Here is a 13,138-nt window from a genome sequence, read left to right on the forward strand (position 1 = left end):
CGGATAGTGGCCGAAGAGCCGAGTTTCGCAGGTCGGTCTGCTGTGGACACAGCGACCGGCCCGCCAGCGGCGGCGGGTGCGCTTAGGCGGCGCGAGGTTGGGCGGTGTGGCGGTTTGTTCTGGATCTTCGCCAGGGGTCGATGAAGTCGGGTGGGGTGAATTCGGGGAGGCCGTTGACCATGCGGAGTGTTCAGTCGCTACGATGCAACAGCCGATGGTGGTGTCCGCATAGCAGCACGAGATTGCCCAGCTCGGTGAGGCCGCCGTGTGCCCACTCCACGACATGGTGTGCCTCGCAATGGCGCGGCGCGCACTCCGGGGAACGCGCATCCTTTGTCGCGCATGGCAAGCATGTATCGGATCGCTTCGGTGACCAGTCGCTTGGCCCGCCCGACTTCCAGGGGCTGTCCTTTGCCGTCGAGCATCATCGGGATGATTCTGCAGTCGCAGGCCAGGATGTGGGCTTCGCTGGCGGTGATGTCGGTGACCATGTCCAGGCAGGCTTTGCCGAGTTCGGCTTTGAGGTCGGCCAGGGGGATGGTCACGATCAGGTCCGCGCGGCCGCCGCTGTGGTTCGGCGAGTCGGGGTGACTTCCGGCGAGGGCAACGATCTCCATAAAGGCGTCGCCATATCGCTCCGCTCGGCTCCGCTGCACCGGTTCGCCCGTCGGGTCACCTTCACGGGATTGGGCGAGTGGATCCAGTAGAGCAAGGGTTTTCGCGGCGGAGATGGGGTCGAGGTAGCCGTCGAACTTGGCTGAACCATCTTTGCGCTGATGGAAGTGCACGGAGCGGGTGGGATCGGGAGTGTCGCGGGGTTCGGGGCCGTCGGGGTCGAGGTGGCCGAGGATTTCCTTACCCAGCTTGCCGATCTCTGACGTGCCTGCGTTCTGTGCCAGATTCACAAGGGACCGTTCTGCGAACTCCTGATCTTCAACCGGAGTCGTGGCGGGGATCTTTTCCAGCACCCGCACGATTTTGTCCACGTGCTCGGGCGAGACCGCACCTTCCCGCGCCGCGTCTCCGACGAGCGGTGCGGCGGCGGGGATTTCGGTGCCGTCGATGCTGTGGCTGGGGTTGGTCACCAGTGCCCGCTTCACCAGCTTCTTCACCTCGGGCCCGGTGCAGCGCGCGATATCGGCCACCAGTCCGGCCACAGTCGTGTATCCCAAGTCGCGGGCGCCGCCGTTGTCCAGGTGCGCGATCATGCGGTGGATGCGGGCTTCCTGCTGCCACCACGACACGAACTCCTCCCGCAACCGCGCGGCAACCTCACGCGCGTCAAGCCGCCACAGCTCATCCTGCTGCGGCACAAGGGAAGGAGATGTTCCTGGCACGCCTCCAGTTTACCGCGTTCGCACACGGGTTCGAATGACCCGATCGGGTGAGTGAAGAACGAGTCCATAATGGACATACATGGCAAACCTGAGCTGCACCAACAAAGTCAGCACCCGCAATCGAACTTGACCATAGGCAGACCGCCGCCCGGACGGCCAAAGCCCGGCCCCTCCTTCCCGTCCAAAGCCATCTTTGGACCGGAGCTAGACACGGCGAAGCGCCCAGGTCAGAATCCGCTCTGAGCAGAACGTGCCGACAAACAAGGGCCCGGCTAATAGGATCAAAAAAATGACCACACCCCAAGAAGTCCCCGTCACCGTGCTACCACCGAAAACCACCCCAGCCCCGGCCGTGGTCACCTGGCACATGCTCGACGCGCCCCGGAGCAACGAGGCGTTCGCGGCGGCGTTGCCGATGAACGGGGTGGACGCGTGGCGGATACACCTCGGCCTTCCAGGATGTGGTGCGCGGGGGACGGCGGAGCGGGGATGGGACGACGCCATGCTGGACTTCCTCGGGCCGATGGTCCACCAGGCAGCGGACGAGTTCGCGACCGTTTTCGCGAGGCTGAAGGAAGAGTTGCCGATCGCCGACGCGCCGATCGGGCTGCTGGGCGGGTCGGCTGGTGGTCTCGTGGCGCTGGAAGTGCTCGCGCGACAGGACTTCCCCGTCGCGGCGACGGCGCTGGTGAATCCGGCGGTGCGGGCGAGCACGGTCATCGAGCTGAGCGAGCCGGACATCGGGCCGTACCGCTGGACCGATGAGGCACTCCGCGCCGCCGACGAGCTGGATTTCTTGAAGAGGGCGGAACTCGCGTCGCCGTTGCTCGTGGTCAGCGGCGCGGAGGACTATCCCAAACTGCGAGAAGAGGCCGCAGCGCTGGTCGAGGCGGTCGGCGGCAGGTTCGAAACGGTCGCGGGCCTGGCGCATCCCCTTGCTGACCAGCCGGGTATCGAGCCCGCGCCGCAGCTGCCCGTGGCCAAGGCGGTGGACGACATCCTGACGGCATGGTTCACCGCGCGGTTGTCCACAGTGGAACGGGAATAGCCCGCCGCCAGCCGCGGGTTGTGTCCGTTGTCGGCCCGACCTCGGAGCCCTGGGAAGGAAAACATGACCCCCGAAGAACTGCTGACCACCACCCGAGCCGTGCGCAAGCGCCTCGACCTGACCCGTGACGTGCCGCTCGAACTGGTCAAGCGGGCGTTGACGATCGGCTTGCAGGCGCCGAGCGGGTCGAACCGGCAGCAGTGGCAGTGGCTGGTGGTCACCGATGCGGGGCAGCGGGCGGCGCTGAGCGACGTGTACCGCAGGGGCTGGCAGGAATACATGGATCTGCAGCAGGTGACCGACGATTCGGCCACCTACCAGCGCATCCGCAGCAGCAGCGAGTACCTCGCGGAGCACATGCAGGACGTGCCGGTGCTGCTCGTGCCGTGCCTGGACACCGGGTCCGCCGAGCTGCCGGAGGGCAACCAGGCCGGGTTGTGGGCCTCGCTGCTGCCCGCGGTGTGGAGCTACATGCTGGCCGCGCGGAACCTCGGGCTCGGCACCGTGTGGACGACGCTGCACCTGCGCCACGAGAAGGAAGCCGCGGAGGTGCTGGGCCTGCCGGAAACGGTGCACCAGGGCGCGCTCATCCCGACGGCCTACTACACCGGCACGGGGTTCAAACCGGCGGAGCGGAAGCCGATCGACGAGGTGCTGCACCTGAACCGCTGGTGAGCAGGCGCGCATCGAGCCCGCGGAGGAACGCCAGGCCGTAGGGCCCGTCTTCGAGGGTGTCGACGAGCACGGCGGGCAGGTCCTTGACGACCTGCCCGCTCCGGGACGCGGCGGCTAACGCGATCGTGGCGACGGTGTCGACGTCACCGGTGAAAGCGACACAGGCGCGCAGCATTTCGCTCAACGAGCCGCCGCGCGACACGACGGTGAGCGCCGCCCGCACGCTCATCCGCCCGCGCGAGCCGACCTTGCCGTGCCACGGGCGGGCCCAGCCGCCGACACCCGGCGGGAGCGTGTGCTCGATCCAACGGCCGATTTCGGCGAGCGGGCCCAGGTCGTGGTGGCAGTAGTGCACCGCGAGCGCGGCGGCCTGCGCCGACTCGATGCCGGACGGGGTGTCGTGCGTGATCCGGGCCTGCACGGCGGTGCGGTGCAGGATTTCGGGCACGTCCGGCAGCAGGCCGACCGGGCTCGCCCGCATCGCCGCGCCGCTCTTGTTGCTGTCCGGGCGAAGCCGGGCCAGCAGTTCTTCGCCATCCCGCATTTCGCTCAGCAGCTGGCCGAAGCTCGGGGCGTACCCGTCGCGGGGGTCGCGGCGGAACGCCTCGACGAACCGGTCGGCCAGCGTGGCCGCCGACCAGGGTTCGCCGGAGAGCAGCGCCTCGGCGACGGCGATCGTCAGCTGGGTGTCGTCGGTGTACGCCCCGGGCAGGATCCCGCGATGGCGCGGATGTTGTACGTAACCGAGCAGGGTGTTGTGGGCGGCGACGAAATCGGGATCGGCGTATTCGAACCCGGCTCCGTAGGCGTCGCCGATGGCGAGTTCGAGCAGCATCCCCGGCCTCAGTCCAGCTCGACGGCTTCGTCGATACCAGGATCGGGCACGCCCGCCCGGTCGTCGCGATCGGCCCAGTCGAGCAGCGGCGCCAGCGAAAACGGCGCGTCGTCGATCCCGGCGTGCAGATCGCCCAGCTCGGCGAACCGCTTCGGCACGGTGGCGATGGTGAAGTCGCCCGGCTCGACGTCGTCGATCTCGTCCCACGCGACCGGGGTGGAGACGGTCCCTTCCGGATTGCCGCGCACCGAGTACGCGCTCGCGATCGTGTGGTCGCGGGCGTTCTGGTTGTAGTCGACGAACAGCATCGCCGGGTCGCGGTCCTTGCGCCACCAGGTGGTGGTGACGTCGTCGGGGGCGCGCCGTTCGACCTCGCGCGCGAACGCGAGCGCGGCCCTGCGCACATCGGTGAAACCGTGCTCGGGCACGATCCGGACGTAGATGTGCAGGCCGCGGCCGCCGGAGGTCTTCGGCCAGCCGACCGCGCCCAGTTCGTCCAGCACCTCGGCCGCGACGTGGGCGACCCGCCGGACCCGGTCGAACCCGCAGTCCGGCATCGGGTCGAGGTCGATGCGCCATTCGTCGGGCAGCTCGGTGTCGGCGCGCCGCGAGTTCCACGGGTGGAACTCCACTGTGGACATCTGCACCGCCCACAGCACGTCGGCCAGTTTCGTGACGCACAGTTCGTCGGCGTGCCTGCCGTAGCGCGGGAAGTGCACGCGCACGGTTTCCAGCCACGGCGGCGCGCCGTGCGGAACGCGTTTCTGGTGCACCTTCTCGCCGCTGATCCCGGTCGGGAAGCGGTGCATCATGCACGGGCGCTCGCGCAGCGCGCGGACGATGCCGTCGCCGACGCCGAGGTAGTAGCGGGCGAGGTCCAGTTTGGTCTCACCGCGCGCCGGGAAGTAGACCCGGTCCGGATTGGACAGTCGCACCGTGTGGTCCCCGACTTCCAGCTCCACCGAGGGGGACTTTCCCTTTGCCGACGCCATGCGAGGAATGTACCCCGGTTCAGGGCGTACCGGTTGCCCTCGAAGTCGAAGCGCGCAGGTGCAGCACGGGATCGAGGACGAGTGCTTCCGTCGGCTCGGCCGCCCCGGCCAACCGGCCGAGCATGAGTTCGACGGCCTGCTTGGCGAGCCCTTCGTGGTTGAGGTCCATCGCGGTGATCGGCGGGCTGGCCAGCCGCGAGTGCTCGCTGTCGGTGAGGGAGGCGATCAGCAGATCCTCGGGGACGCGCAGGCCGAGCGAACCGGCGACTTCGGTGACGAGCGCGGCGAAATCGCTGGTGGCGACGACGACCGCGTCCGGGCGGTCGCGGCTGGCCAGCAGCGGACGGACCAGCTCGGCCGCGTCGGCGCGGGTGAGGCCCTCGCTGAGCGTGTGCACCCGTGGTTCGCCGCACCAGGCGAGGTAGGCCTCGCGGGTGCGGCGGTTCCAGGCGTTGTCCTCGCTCCCGGTCAGCAGCGCGACCCGTTCGGCGCCATGCTCGCGCAGGTGGTCGAGCAGCGCCGTGACGACGGTGGCGTAGTCGAGCCGGACCGCCCAGGCGAATTCGGGCCGCGACGGGTCCTCCTCGACGGTGACCACCGGGACGCCGCGGCGCAGCAGTTCGGTCAGCACGCTGTCGTCGCCGTACGGGTGCGCCACGATGCAGCCGTCCATCGGGACCCTCGCAGCCGAGGAATCGTTGATGTCGGGCACGTGCAGCAGTCCGGTCTTGTGCCGCAGCATCTCGGTGGCGACCGCGCCGACCAGCCGGTTGAACGTCTCCGCCCGGTCCGACGTGCCGACGAGGGCGTAGCGCGGGCGCAGGATCAGCCCGACGATCCCGGAGCGCCCGGTGCGGAGCGAGCGCGCGCTGGGGTTCGGGTCGTAGCCAAGCTCGACCGCGGCCCGCGTGACGCGGTCCTTGGTGGCCTGCGAGATCGGCCTGCTGCCGGAAAACGCGTGCGACACGGTGCTGATCGACACCTTGGCGCGTTCGGCCACGTCACGGATCGTGACGGCGCGCTTGGCGTCCACCGGTGCCCTCCCTCCTGGCCCTTGCTCCGAACGGGGTGCCGTCAGTATCGCCCACCCGGCGGATTCCCCTCGGCTCTTGACAGCGTTCGGGGCGCGCGCGTTTCATGTGGCGTCATCAAATCGTTTCGATGATCGGGGCGGAGTGCTATGGCAGCACCGGACGAACCGGCCGTCACCGGACCGCGCGGGTCCGTCGGCGAACTGTGCGACACCATGCGGCTGAGCAGGGCGCACGTCATCGCGGGCTCGGTGCTGTTCTTCACCTTCGTCATCGAGGCGTGGGAGCAGGTCGGTCTCATCTACGTCTCGACTCCGATCGCCGATGAGTTCGGCGTCGGCAAGACCGAGCTCGGGTGGTCGTTGTCCGCGGTCGCGTTCGGCATGGTGCCCGGCGCGCTGCTGTGGGGCGTGGTCATCGACCGGCTCGGCCGCCGCCGCGTGACCGTGTTCAGCCTCCTGCTCTACTCGGCGCTCGCACTGGCGGCCGGGTTGTCGCCCGCGTTCTGGCCCTTCCTCGTGCTGCGCTTCCTGTCCGGGATGGCCTTCGGCGGCGTCTATTCGGTGACCTTCCCGTACTTCCTCGAACTGCTCCCGACGCGGTGGCGCGGGCAGGGCGCGGTCGCGCTGTCGATCGGGTTCCCGGTCGGGACGCTGCTGTGCATCGCGGTCAGCCAGACGCTCGGCGCGGTGAGCTGGCGTGCGGTGGCGATCGTCGCGGCGCTCGCCGGGCTGTGGGCGCTCGCCGTGCTCCGGTGGGTGCCGGAGTCGCCGTACTGGCTCGCCGACCGCGGCCGCCACGACGAAGCCGCGAGCGTGCTGCGGCGGCTCGGCGGATCGGTGGCGCCGGGCACCCGGTTCGCGGTCGACGAGACCAAGCGGCGGGGGAACGTGCGCGCCCTGTTCCGCGGCGGGATCCGGCACCGGTTCCTGTTGCTGCTCCTGGTTTCCTTCACGTTCAGCTGGGGGTACTGGGGCCTGCAGACCTGGTTGCCGGTGCTGCTGCAGGGCAGGGGGATGAGCGGGACGGACGCGGTGTGGTTCGTCGCCGTCACCCAGGTCGTGTCCGTGCCGGGGTACCTGCTCGCGGCGTGGCTGACCCGGCGCCACGGCCGCAAGCGCGTCTTCCTGTGGTTCGCGTTCGCTTCGGCCGCGGGCGGCGTGCTCTTCGGCGTGGCCACCGGCAGCGGTCAGATGTACGCGGGCAATCTCGTGCTGGCCTTCTTTTCCCTTGGTGCGTGGGGGATCTGGAACACCTGGTCCGGCGAGGTGCTGCCGACGAGCCTGCGCGGCCTCGGCTACGCATGGGTCACTTCGGCGATCCTGCTGGCCAACACCGTTTCGGTCCCGGTCATCGGCGCGATGATGGACCACGGTGTGGCGTCCTCCCTCACGATCGGCTCGATCATGGCGTTCCTCGTCGTCGCGTTGGTCGCCGTGCTCCCGCTCCCCGAAACCGAAGGCCGCGCGCTCGACTGAAAGCGCCTACTGGCAAGGAGTTCCCATGACCTACCGGGTCGCCATGGACATCGGCGGCACGTTCACCGACGTGGTCACCTACGACGGGGCGTCGCGGCGCCTGCGCGCGGGAAAGGTCCTGACCACCCCGGACGACCTCGCGCGCGGAGTGTTCGACGCGCTCGAACGGCTCGAACTCCCTTACGCGGACGTCGGTTTCTTCGTGCACGGCACCACCCAGGGCCTCAACGCCCTGCTGGAACGCCGCGGCGCGAAGGTGCTGATCCTGACCACGCAAGGGATCGGTGACGTCTACCGGATCGCGCGCGGCAACCGCGACCGGTTGTTCGACCTGCACTACCGCAAACCGGAACCGCTGGTGGGACGGCACGCCATCGCCGAGGTCGCCGGTCGGTTCAACGCCACGGGCGAGGAACTCGAACCGCTCGACGAAGACGCGGTCCGGTTCGCGGCCAAGCGCGTGCGCGAAGAGGGTTTCGACGCCGTCGCGGTGTGTTTCCTGTTTTCCTATTTGGACGGTGACCACGAACGGCGCGCGGCACGGATCCTGCGCGACGAACTCGGCGAGGACGTGCTCGTCGTGCTGTCGCACGAAGTCGCCCCCGAATGGCGCGAGTACGAGCGGACGTCGACGACGGTGATGGAGGCCTACACCGGGCCGTCGGTGCACCGCTACCTCGACGAGATCGAAGCGCGCTTCACCGCCAAGGGGCTGCACGTCCCGGTGCACGTCATGCAGTCATCCGGTGGCCTCGTCAACGCGGACTTCGCCCGGCGGCATCCGTTGCAGACACTGCTTTCCGGGCCGGTCGGCGGCACCATGGGCGGGGTCGCGGCGAGCGCGCTGCTGGACCGCCCGAACGTGATCTGCATCGACATGGGCGGCACCTCGTTCGACGTCTCACTCGTGATGGACCACGCGCCGGACGTGTCACCGGACGGCAGCTGCGAAGGGTTCCCGCTGCTGATGCCGCTGGTGAACCTGCACACCGTCGGGGCGGGCGGCGGTTCGCTCGCCTACGCCGAGGGCACCGGGTTGCGCGTCGGCCCGGAGTCGGCGGGCGCGGTGCCCGGTCCGGCCTGCTACGGCCGCGGCGGCACGCGGGCGACGGTCACGGACGCGAACTGCGTGCTGGGCAGGGTCGATCCGGATTCGTTCGCGGGCGGCGGGATGCGGCTGGACCTCGACGCGGCGCACACCGCGGTGGCCGCGCTCGCCGGCGAGTTCGGCATGGACCCGGTGGAGCTGGCTTCGGGGATCTGCGACGTGGGCAATGCCAAGATGGCGCAGGCGATCCGCACCCTGACTGTCGAGCACGGCCGCGCGCCGTCGGAGTTCGCGTTGCTCGCCTTCGGTGGCGCGGGCCCGATGCACGCCGCGTTCATCGCGAAGGAGATCGGGGTGACCGAGGTGGTGGTTCCCCGCTTCCCCGGTGCTTTCTCCGCGTGGGGGATGCTCAACGCGGACGTGCGGCGCGACTTCACGATGCAGTTCTTCGCCACTGGCACCGATATCGACACCGCCGCGCTGTCCGCCGCGCTCGACGGGCTGCACGCACAGGCGGTGGAAGCGTTGACGGAACAGGGAATCGGCGAAGACGAGCGTTCCGTGAGCCACGGCATCGACATGCGCTACGAGAGCCAGGACTACACGCTCACCGTGCCCATTCTCGACGGCGACGACGTCGAAGGGCCAGGGTTCGTCAGTGTCCTCGAAGAGCGCTTCGCCGAGGCGCACCAACGAAGGTACGGGCACGCGACCCCCGGTGCTCCCGTGCAGTTCGTGACGATCCGCACCACCGGCACCGGTTCGGTGGCGCGGACCACCACCGCGGCCGCCGAGGCGGGCACCGGCGAGGAAATCGTCCGCGACGTCGTGTTCGACGGCCGCCCGCTGCCGACGACGATCGTCGAGCGGTCCGCGCTGCCCGTCGGCGCGCGGCTGGCGGGGCCCGCGATCGTCGCGGAGGAAACCTCGACCACGGTCGTCCCGCCAGGGGCCGAGCTGACGGTCGACGAGAACGGGTTCCTCGTCATCGCGCTCGCACCGTCCGAAGTGGAGGAACTGGCATGACACCGAGTCCGGTCACCACGGAGATCATCCGCTCGGCGCTGATCCAGGCCGCCGAGGACATGAACATGACCCTGATCCGGTCCTCGTACACGCCGACGATCTACGAGGGCAAGGACTGCGCGGTCGCGCTGCTCGACCGCGAGCACCGCGTGCTCGGGCAGTCGTCGGGGCTGCCGATCTTCCTCGGCAACCTGGAAGAGTGCACGCGGCACACCGAGGCCGAGTTCGGCGCCGGGGTGTGGCAGCCCGGCGACGTCTGGGTGCTCAACGACTCCTACCTCGGCGGTACCCATCTCAACGACTGCACGGTGTACGCGCCGATCTTCGTCGGCGGCGAGCTCGTCGGGTTCGCCGCTTCGCGCGCGCACTGGATCGACATGGGGTCGAAGGATCCCGGTGGTTCCATGGACTCCACCACGATCTACCAGGAGGGCCTGCGCATGGGCCCGACCAGGATCGTCGTCGGTGGTGTGGAAAACGCCGACGTGCTGCGGCTGATCGAGACGAACGTCCGGTTCCCCTACGTGACGCTCGGCGACATGCGCGCGCAGGTCGCGTGCGCGCGCATGGGCGTGCGGCGGCTGGGTGAGCTGTTTTCCCGGTACGGCGCGGAAACCATCGACGCGGCGCGCGCGGAGATCTTCGCCCAGACCGAGCGGATGGAACGGCAGCGCGTGGCGGAGATCCCCGACGGCACCTACGAGGCGACGGGGTACCTAGACAACGACGCCATCGACCTGGACACGCCGTTGCCGGTGACGGTGCGGATCACCGTCGACGGAGAGCGCATGACGATCGACCTGACCGACTGCGCGGACCAGGCCACCGGCCCGGTGAACTGCGGCCGCGCGCAAGCGGTTTCGGCCGCCCGTGTCGGCTACAAACTGCTGATCTCCCCGTCGGTCAGCCTCAACGGCGGTTCGTTCGTCCCGCTGGAGGTCGAGGTCCGCGACGGGTCCATGCTCGGCGCGCGCCTGCCCGCCGCGTGCCAGTACTACTACTCCAGCCTCGGCATGCTTATCGACCTGGTCGTGAAGGCGCTCGCGCCCGCGATGCCGGAGCAGGTCGCCGCGGCCAGCTACGGGGATTCGATGATCGTGCAGTTCGCGGGTGCGGTCCACCCGCGCACCGGCGAGCCGTTCGTCACGCTGGAGGCGACGGTCGGCGGCTGGGGCGCGTGGCGCGGCGGCGACGGCGAAACGGCGCTGATCAACAACGTCAACGGCTCGCTGCGGGATCTCCCGATCGAGGTCGTCGAGACGCTCTACCCGGTGCGGGTGAACGAATACCGGATCCGGGAGGGCTCGGGCGGGGCTGGCGAGTGGCGCGGCGGTGACGGGGTCGTGCGCGAGTACACGATGGAAGCCGACCAGGACCTTTCGCTGTGGTGGGAACGCTCGGTGACTCCGGCGTGGGGAGCCTTCGGCGGCGAGGCCGGTGCGCCGCCGCGCGTGGTGCTGAACCCCGGCACCGAGCACGCGAAGGAGATGCTGAAGGTCAACAGCCTGCGGGTGCGCAAGGGCGACGTCTTGCGGTGCGAGTCCGGCGGAGGCGGCGGCTACGGCGCGCCTTCCGGATCCGGCGTGCCCCGAAAGTGGCTTTCGGGGACGTAGATGCCCCGAAGGCCACCTTCACGGCATGACGCGGTCGCGGCGATGCGTCCACAAGCGACGGATCGCCGCGACCGCGTCAGGGCAGCGGGGCGAAGGTCAACCGGGGGTCGGTCTGGACGTACTGGCCGAGCAGTTCGTCGATCTGCGTGCGGGTTTCGAGGGTGAGGGTGACACCGGCGGCCTTGGCGTTTTCGCTGATCTGCCACGGCGCGGAGGCGCCGGTGGTCGCCGAGGCGACCTCCTGGTGCTGCAGGGTCCAGGCGAGGGCGAGCTGCGCCATGGTGAGCCCGGCCTGGTCGGCCACGCCCCGCAGGAGCCCCACCCGGTCGAGCAGGCCGGGGTCGAGCACCGGCCGGATCGCCTGCCTCGCGGCGTCGGAACCGCACGCCCGCGAACCAGCCGGGAGCACGCCGTCGCTGTACTTGCCGGTCAGGATCCCTTGCGCCAGCGGCAAGGACGCGAGCTGCCCGATGCCGAGCCGTTCGCTCGCCGGGATCACCTGCGCCTCCGCGACCCGCCACAGCATCGAATAGTGCGGCTGGTTGGCGATCAGCGGCACCCGGTACTCGGTGGCGAGCGCACCGGCCCGCATGATCTGCTCGGCGGTCCACTCGGCGGTGCCCGCGTACAGGATCTTGCCCTGGCGCACCAGATCGGCCAGCGCCAGGAAGGTTTCCTCGAGCGGTGTCCGGTGGTCGAACCGCTGGAGCTGGTAGATGTCGAGGTAGTCGGTCTCCAGCCGGTCGAGCGAGGCGTGCAGCGAGGTGACGAGGTGCTTGCGGCTCAGCCCGGTGTCGTTGCGCCCTGGTCCGTCCGGCCAGAACACGCCGCCGCACAGCACGAGCCCGTCGCGGCGCTGACCGTGCAGTGCCTTCGCCAGCGCGCGCTCGGCGTCACCGTTGCCCCAGGCAGCGGCCGTGGCGAACAGGTTGATCCCGGCGTCGAGCGCGGCGTGGACGCAGGCCGTGGAGGCCTCGACGTCCGGTGGTGAGCCGTGCGTCAGCCAGTTGCCGTAGGAGATCTCGCTGACCGTCAGTCCACTTCGGCCGATCCTGCGGTACTCCACGTGTCACCTCCTCGATCCGGTCGCGTCGGCGGTTTCGGCGATGGTGCGGTCGATCCAGCCGTCGGGATCGGCGGCCTTCGCGGCGTAGCGCGAGCGCACCGTCTCGTGCGGCAGCACGAGGAACTCCTCGCGGTCGATGCCGGTGACCGCCGATTCGGCCACCTCCTCCGGCGTCAGCAACGGGGCGGTGGCCGCGATCGCGACCGCGGCGGGGTGCCGCGCTTCGAGCCCGGGGGTCAGCAGATCGGTGCGCACCCCGAGCGGGCACAACGCGCTCACTTTCACCCCGCGTGGCCGATAGGTCACCGCGAGCCACTCGGCGAGGCCGACGGCGGCGTGCTTGGTGACGGTGTAGGGCGCGTCGCCCGGCGCGCTGAGCAGGCCCGCGGCGGACACCGTGAGCATGAGGTAGCCGTCCTTGCGCGCCAGCATTCCCGGCAGCGCCGCCTGCGCCGCGTAGACGTGGTGCATCACGTTGATCGACCACGACCGCGCCCACTGGTCCTCGGCGGCGTGGATCGTGGTGCCGAAGGCGGCGCCCGCGTTGGAGCAGAACAGGTCGACCCCGCCGAACTTGTCGTGCGCGAGCCGCACCAGGTCGCGCACCTCCTGGCGCATCGTGGCGTCCGCGTGCGCGGCGACGGCGGGGCAGTCGAGCGAGGCCGCGAGCGCCTCGGCGGCGTCCGCGTCCAGATCGGACACGACGATCCCTCTGACGCCCTCGTCCGCCATCCGACGCGCCATCGCGGCCCCTATTCCGTGGGCGGCGCCGGTCAGCACCACTACGCGGTCCGTCAGTTTCATAAATGGCTCCACAGAGTTTAGGAGGACATCGTTGGAAATATGCGTTCGGAGTTTGTCAGTCCGATGAGTGTCGCGGGTTCCGGTGTGCTTAGCGTGGTGCTAAATGTTCCTTCCTGACCTACGAAAGTGCTGGTGGTAATGGGTTTCTTCCTCGACGGTAGCAGGGCTAGGGCGGGTACGGGACC

11 protein-coding genes and 1 pseudogene are annotated in these 13,138 nt (G+C 69.5%); 5 read left to right on the forward strand and 7 right to left on the reverse strand.

Annotation, left to right across the window (positions count from 1 at the left end):
- Nucleotides 1-190: 190 nt before the first annotated feature.
- Together HUW46_RS49120 and HUW46_RS35940 are read right to left on the reverse strand one after the other, a co-directional pair.
- Complete coding sequence (locus HUW46_RS49120; protein ID WP_442860877.1) at nucleotides 191-349, reverse strand: HNH endonuclease signature motif containing protein; 159 nt, start codon at nucleotides 347-349, stop codon at nucleotides 191-193.
- Nucleotides 348-1,337: pseudogene (locus HUW46_RS35940) on the reverse strand (DUF222 domain-containing protein); the annotation flags it as partial. The gene HUW46_RS49120 and the pseudogene HUW46_RS35940, both read right to left, overlap by 2 nt.
- Before the next feature lie 289 nt (nucleotides 1,338-1,626).
- Between HUW46_RS35940 and HUW46_RS35945 the strand changes: the two are divergent.
- Both HUW46_RS35945 and HUW46_RS35950 read left to right on the forward strand, forming a co-directional pair.
- Nucleotides 1,627-2,385: an alpha/beta fold hydrolase gene (locus HUW46_RS35945; RefSeq protein WP_215543172.1), complete on the forward strand. Its 759-nt coding sequence runs from the start codon at nucleotides 1,627-1,629 to the stop codon at nucleotides 2,383-2,385.
- 63 nt (nucleotides 2,386-2,448) lie between these two features.
- Nucleotides 2,449-3,060, forward strand: a complete 612-nt coding sequence (locus tag HUW46_RS35950; RefSeq protein ID WP_215543173.1) for a nitroreductase family protein — start codon at nucleotides 2,449-2,451, stop codon at nucleotides 3,058-3,060.
- Here HUW46_RS35950 and HUW46_RS35955 read toward each other — a convergent pair.
- Genes HUW46_RS35955 through HUW46_RS35965 form a run of 3 tightly spaced genes read right to left on the reverse strand, consistent with a single transcriptional unit; the run spans nucleotide 3,005 to nucleotide 5,920 of the window.
- Nucleotides 3,005-3,895, reverse strand: a complete 891-nt coding sequence (locus tag HUW46_RS35955) for an ADP-ribosylglycohydrolase family protein (RefSeq protein ID WP_215543174.1) — start codon at nucleotides 3,893-3,895, stop codon at nucleotides 3,005-3,007. The genes HUW46_RS35950 and HUW46_RS35955 overlap by 56 nt on opposite strands.
- An 8-nt stretch (nucleotides 3,896-3,903) precedes the next feature.
- Nucleotides 3,904-4,887, reverse strand: coding sequence for a non-homologous end-joining DNA ligase (gene ligD, locus HUW46_RS35960; RefSeq protein WP_215543175.1), 984 nt, complete (start codon nucleotides 4,885-4,887; stop codon nucleotides 3,904-3,906).
- A gap of 19 nt (nucleotides 4,888-4,906) precedes the next feature.
- Nucleotides 4,907-5,920 carry a LacI family DNA-binding transcriptional regulator gene (locus tag HUW46_RS35965; protein WP_215543176.1) on the reverse strand — a complete coding sequence of 338 codons (1,014 nt, stop codon included), beginning with the start codon at nucleotides 5,918-5,920 and terminating at the stop codon, nucleotides 4,907-4,909.
- Between the two features lie 147 nt (nucleotides 5,921-6,067).
- Here HUW46_RS35965 and HUW46_RS35970 point away from each other — a divergent pair, with 147 nt between their 5' ends.
- The 3 genes from HUW46_RS35970 to HUW46_RS35980 are packed head-to-tail and all read left to right on the forward strand — an operon-like array spanning nucleotide 6,068 to nucleotide 11,083.
- The gene (locus HUW46_RS35970) at nucleotides 6,068-7,396 is read left to right on the forward strand and encodes an MFS transporter (protein ID WP_215543177.1); all 1,329 of its coding nucleotides are present in this window, start codon (nucleotides 6,068-6,070) and stop codon (nucleotides 7,394-7,396) included.
- 25 nt (nucleotides 7,397-7,421) lie between these two features.
- The gene (locus HUW46_RS35975; protein WP_215543178.1) at nucleotides 7,422-9,470 is read left to right on the forward strand and encodes a hydantoinase/oxoprolinase family protein; all 2,049 of its coding nucleotides are present in this window, start codon (nucleotides 7,422-7,424) and stop codon (nucleotides 9,468-9,470) included.
- Nucleotides 9,467-11,083 carry a hydantoinase B/oxoprolinase family protein gene (locus HUW46_RS35980; protein WP_215543179.1) on the forward strand — a complete coding sequence of 539 codons (1,617 nt, stop codon included), beginning with the start codon at nucleotides 9,467-9,469 and terminating at the stop codon, nucleotides 11,081-11,083. The genes HUW46_RS35975 and HUW46_RS35980 overlap by 4 nt, the downstream gene beginning before the upstream one ends.
- A gap of 76 nt (nucleotides 11,084-11,159) precedes the next feature.
- Here the strand turns inward: HUW46_RS35980 and HUW46_RS35985 are convergent, their stop codons facing one another.
- Both HUW46_RS35985 and HUW46_RS35990 read right to left on the reverse strand, forming a co-directional pair.
- Nucleotides 11,160-12,149, reverse strand: coding sequence for an aldo/keto reductase (locus HUW46_RS35985; protein ID WP_215543180.1), 990 nt, complete (start codon nucleotides 12,147-12,149; stop codon nucleotides 11,160-11,162).
- Between the two features lie 3 nt (nucleotides 12,150-12,152).
- Nucleotides 12,153-12,953, reverse strand: a complete 801-nt coding sequence (locus HUW46_RS35990) for an SDR family oxidoreductase (protein WP_215543181.1) — start codon at nucleotides 12,951-12,953, stop codon at nucleotides 12,153-12,155.
- Between the last annotated feature and the right edge of the window lie 185 nt (nucleotides 12,954-13,138).

The sequence above is a fragment of the Amycolatopsis sp. CA-230715 genome (assembly GCF_018736145.1).
In the GTDB taxonomy this organism is placed as follows: Bacteria; Actinomycetota; Actinomycetes; order Mycobacteriales; family Pseudonocardiaceae; genus Amycolatopsis.

Excerpts from the sequence above, each read along its gene's own strand:
- HUW46_RS35945 (WP_215543172.1), top strand. The coding sequence starts at position 1,627 with ATGACCACACCCCAAGAAGTCCCCGTCACCGTGCTACCACCGAAAACC.
- ligD (WP_215543175.1), bottom strand. The coding sequence starts at position 4,887 with ATGGCGTCGGCAAAGGGAAAGTCCCCCTCGGTGGAGCTGGAAGTCGGG.
- HUW46_RS35980 (WP_215543179.1), top strand. The coding sequence starts at position 9,467 with ATGACACCGAGTCCGGTCACCACGGAGATCATCCGCTCGGCGCTGATC.
- HUW46_RS35950 (WP_215543173.1), top strand. The coding sequence starts at position 2,449 with ATGACCCCCGAAGAACTGCTGACCACCACCCGAGCCGTGCGCAAGCGC.
- HUW46_RS35970 (WP_215543177.1), top strand. The coding sequence starts at position 6,068 with ATGGCAGCACCGGACGAACCGGCCGTCACCGGACCGCGCGGGTCCGTC.
- HUW46_RS35990 (WP_215543181.1), bottom strand. The coding sequence starts at position 12,953 with ATGAAACTGACGGACCGCGTAGTGGTGCTGACCGGCGCCGCCCACGGA.
- HUW46_RS35975 (WP_215543178.1), top strand. The coding sequence starts at position 7,422 with ATGACCTACCGGGTCGCCATGGACATCGGCGGCACGTTCACCGACGTG.
- HUW46_RS35955 (WP_215543174.1), bottom strand. The coding sequence starts at position 3,895 with ATGCTGCTCGAACTCGCCATCGGCGACGCCTACGGAGCCGGGTTCGAA.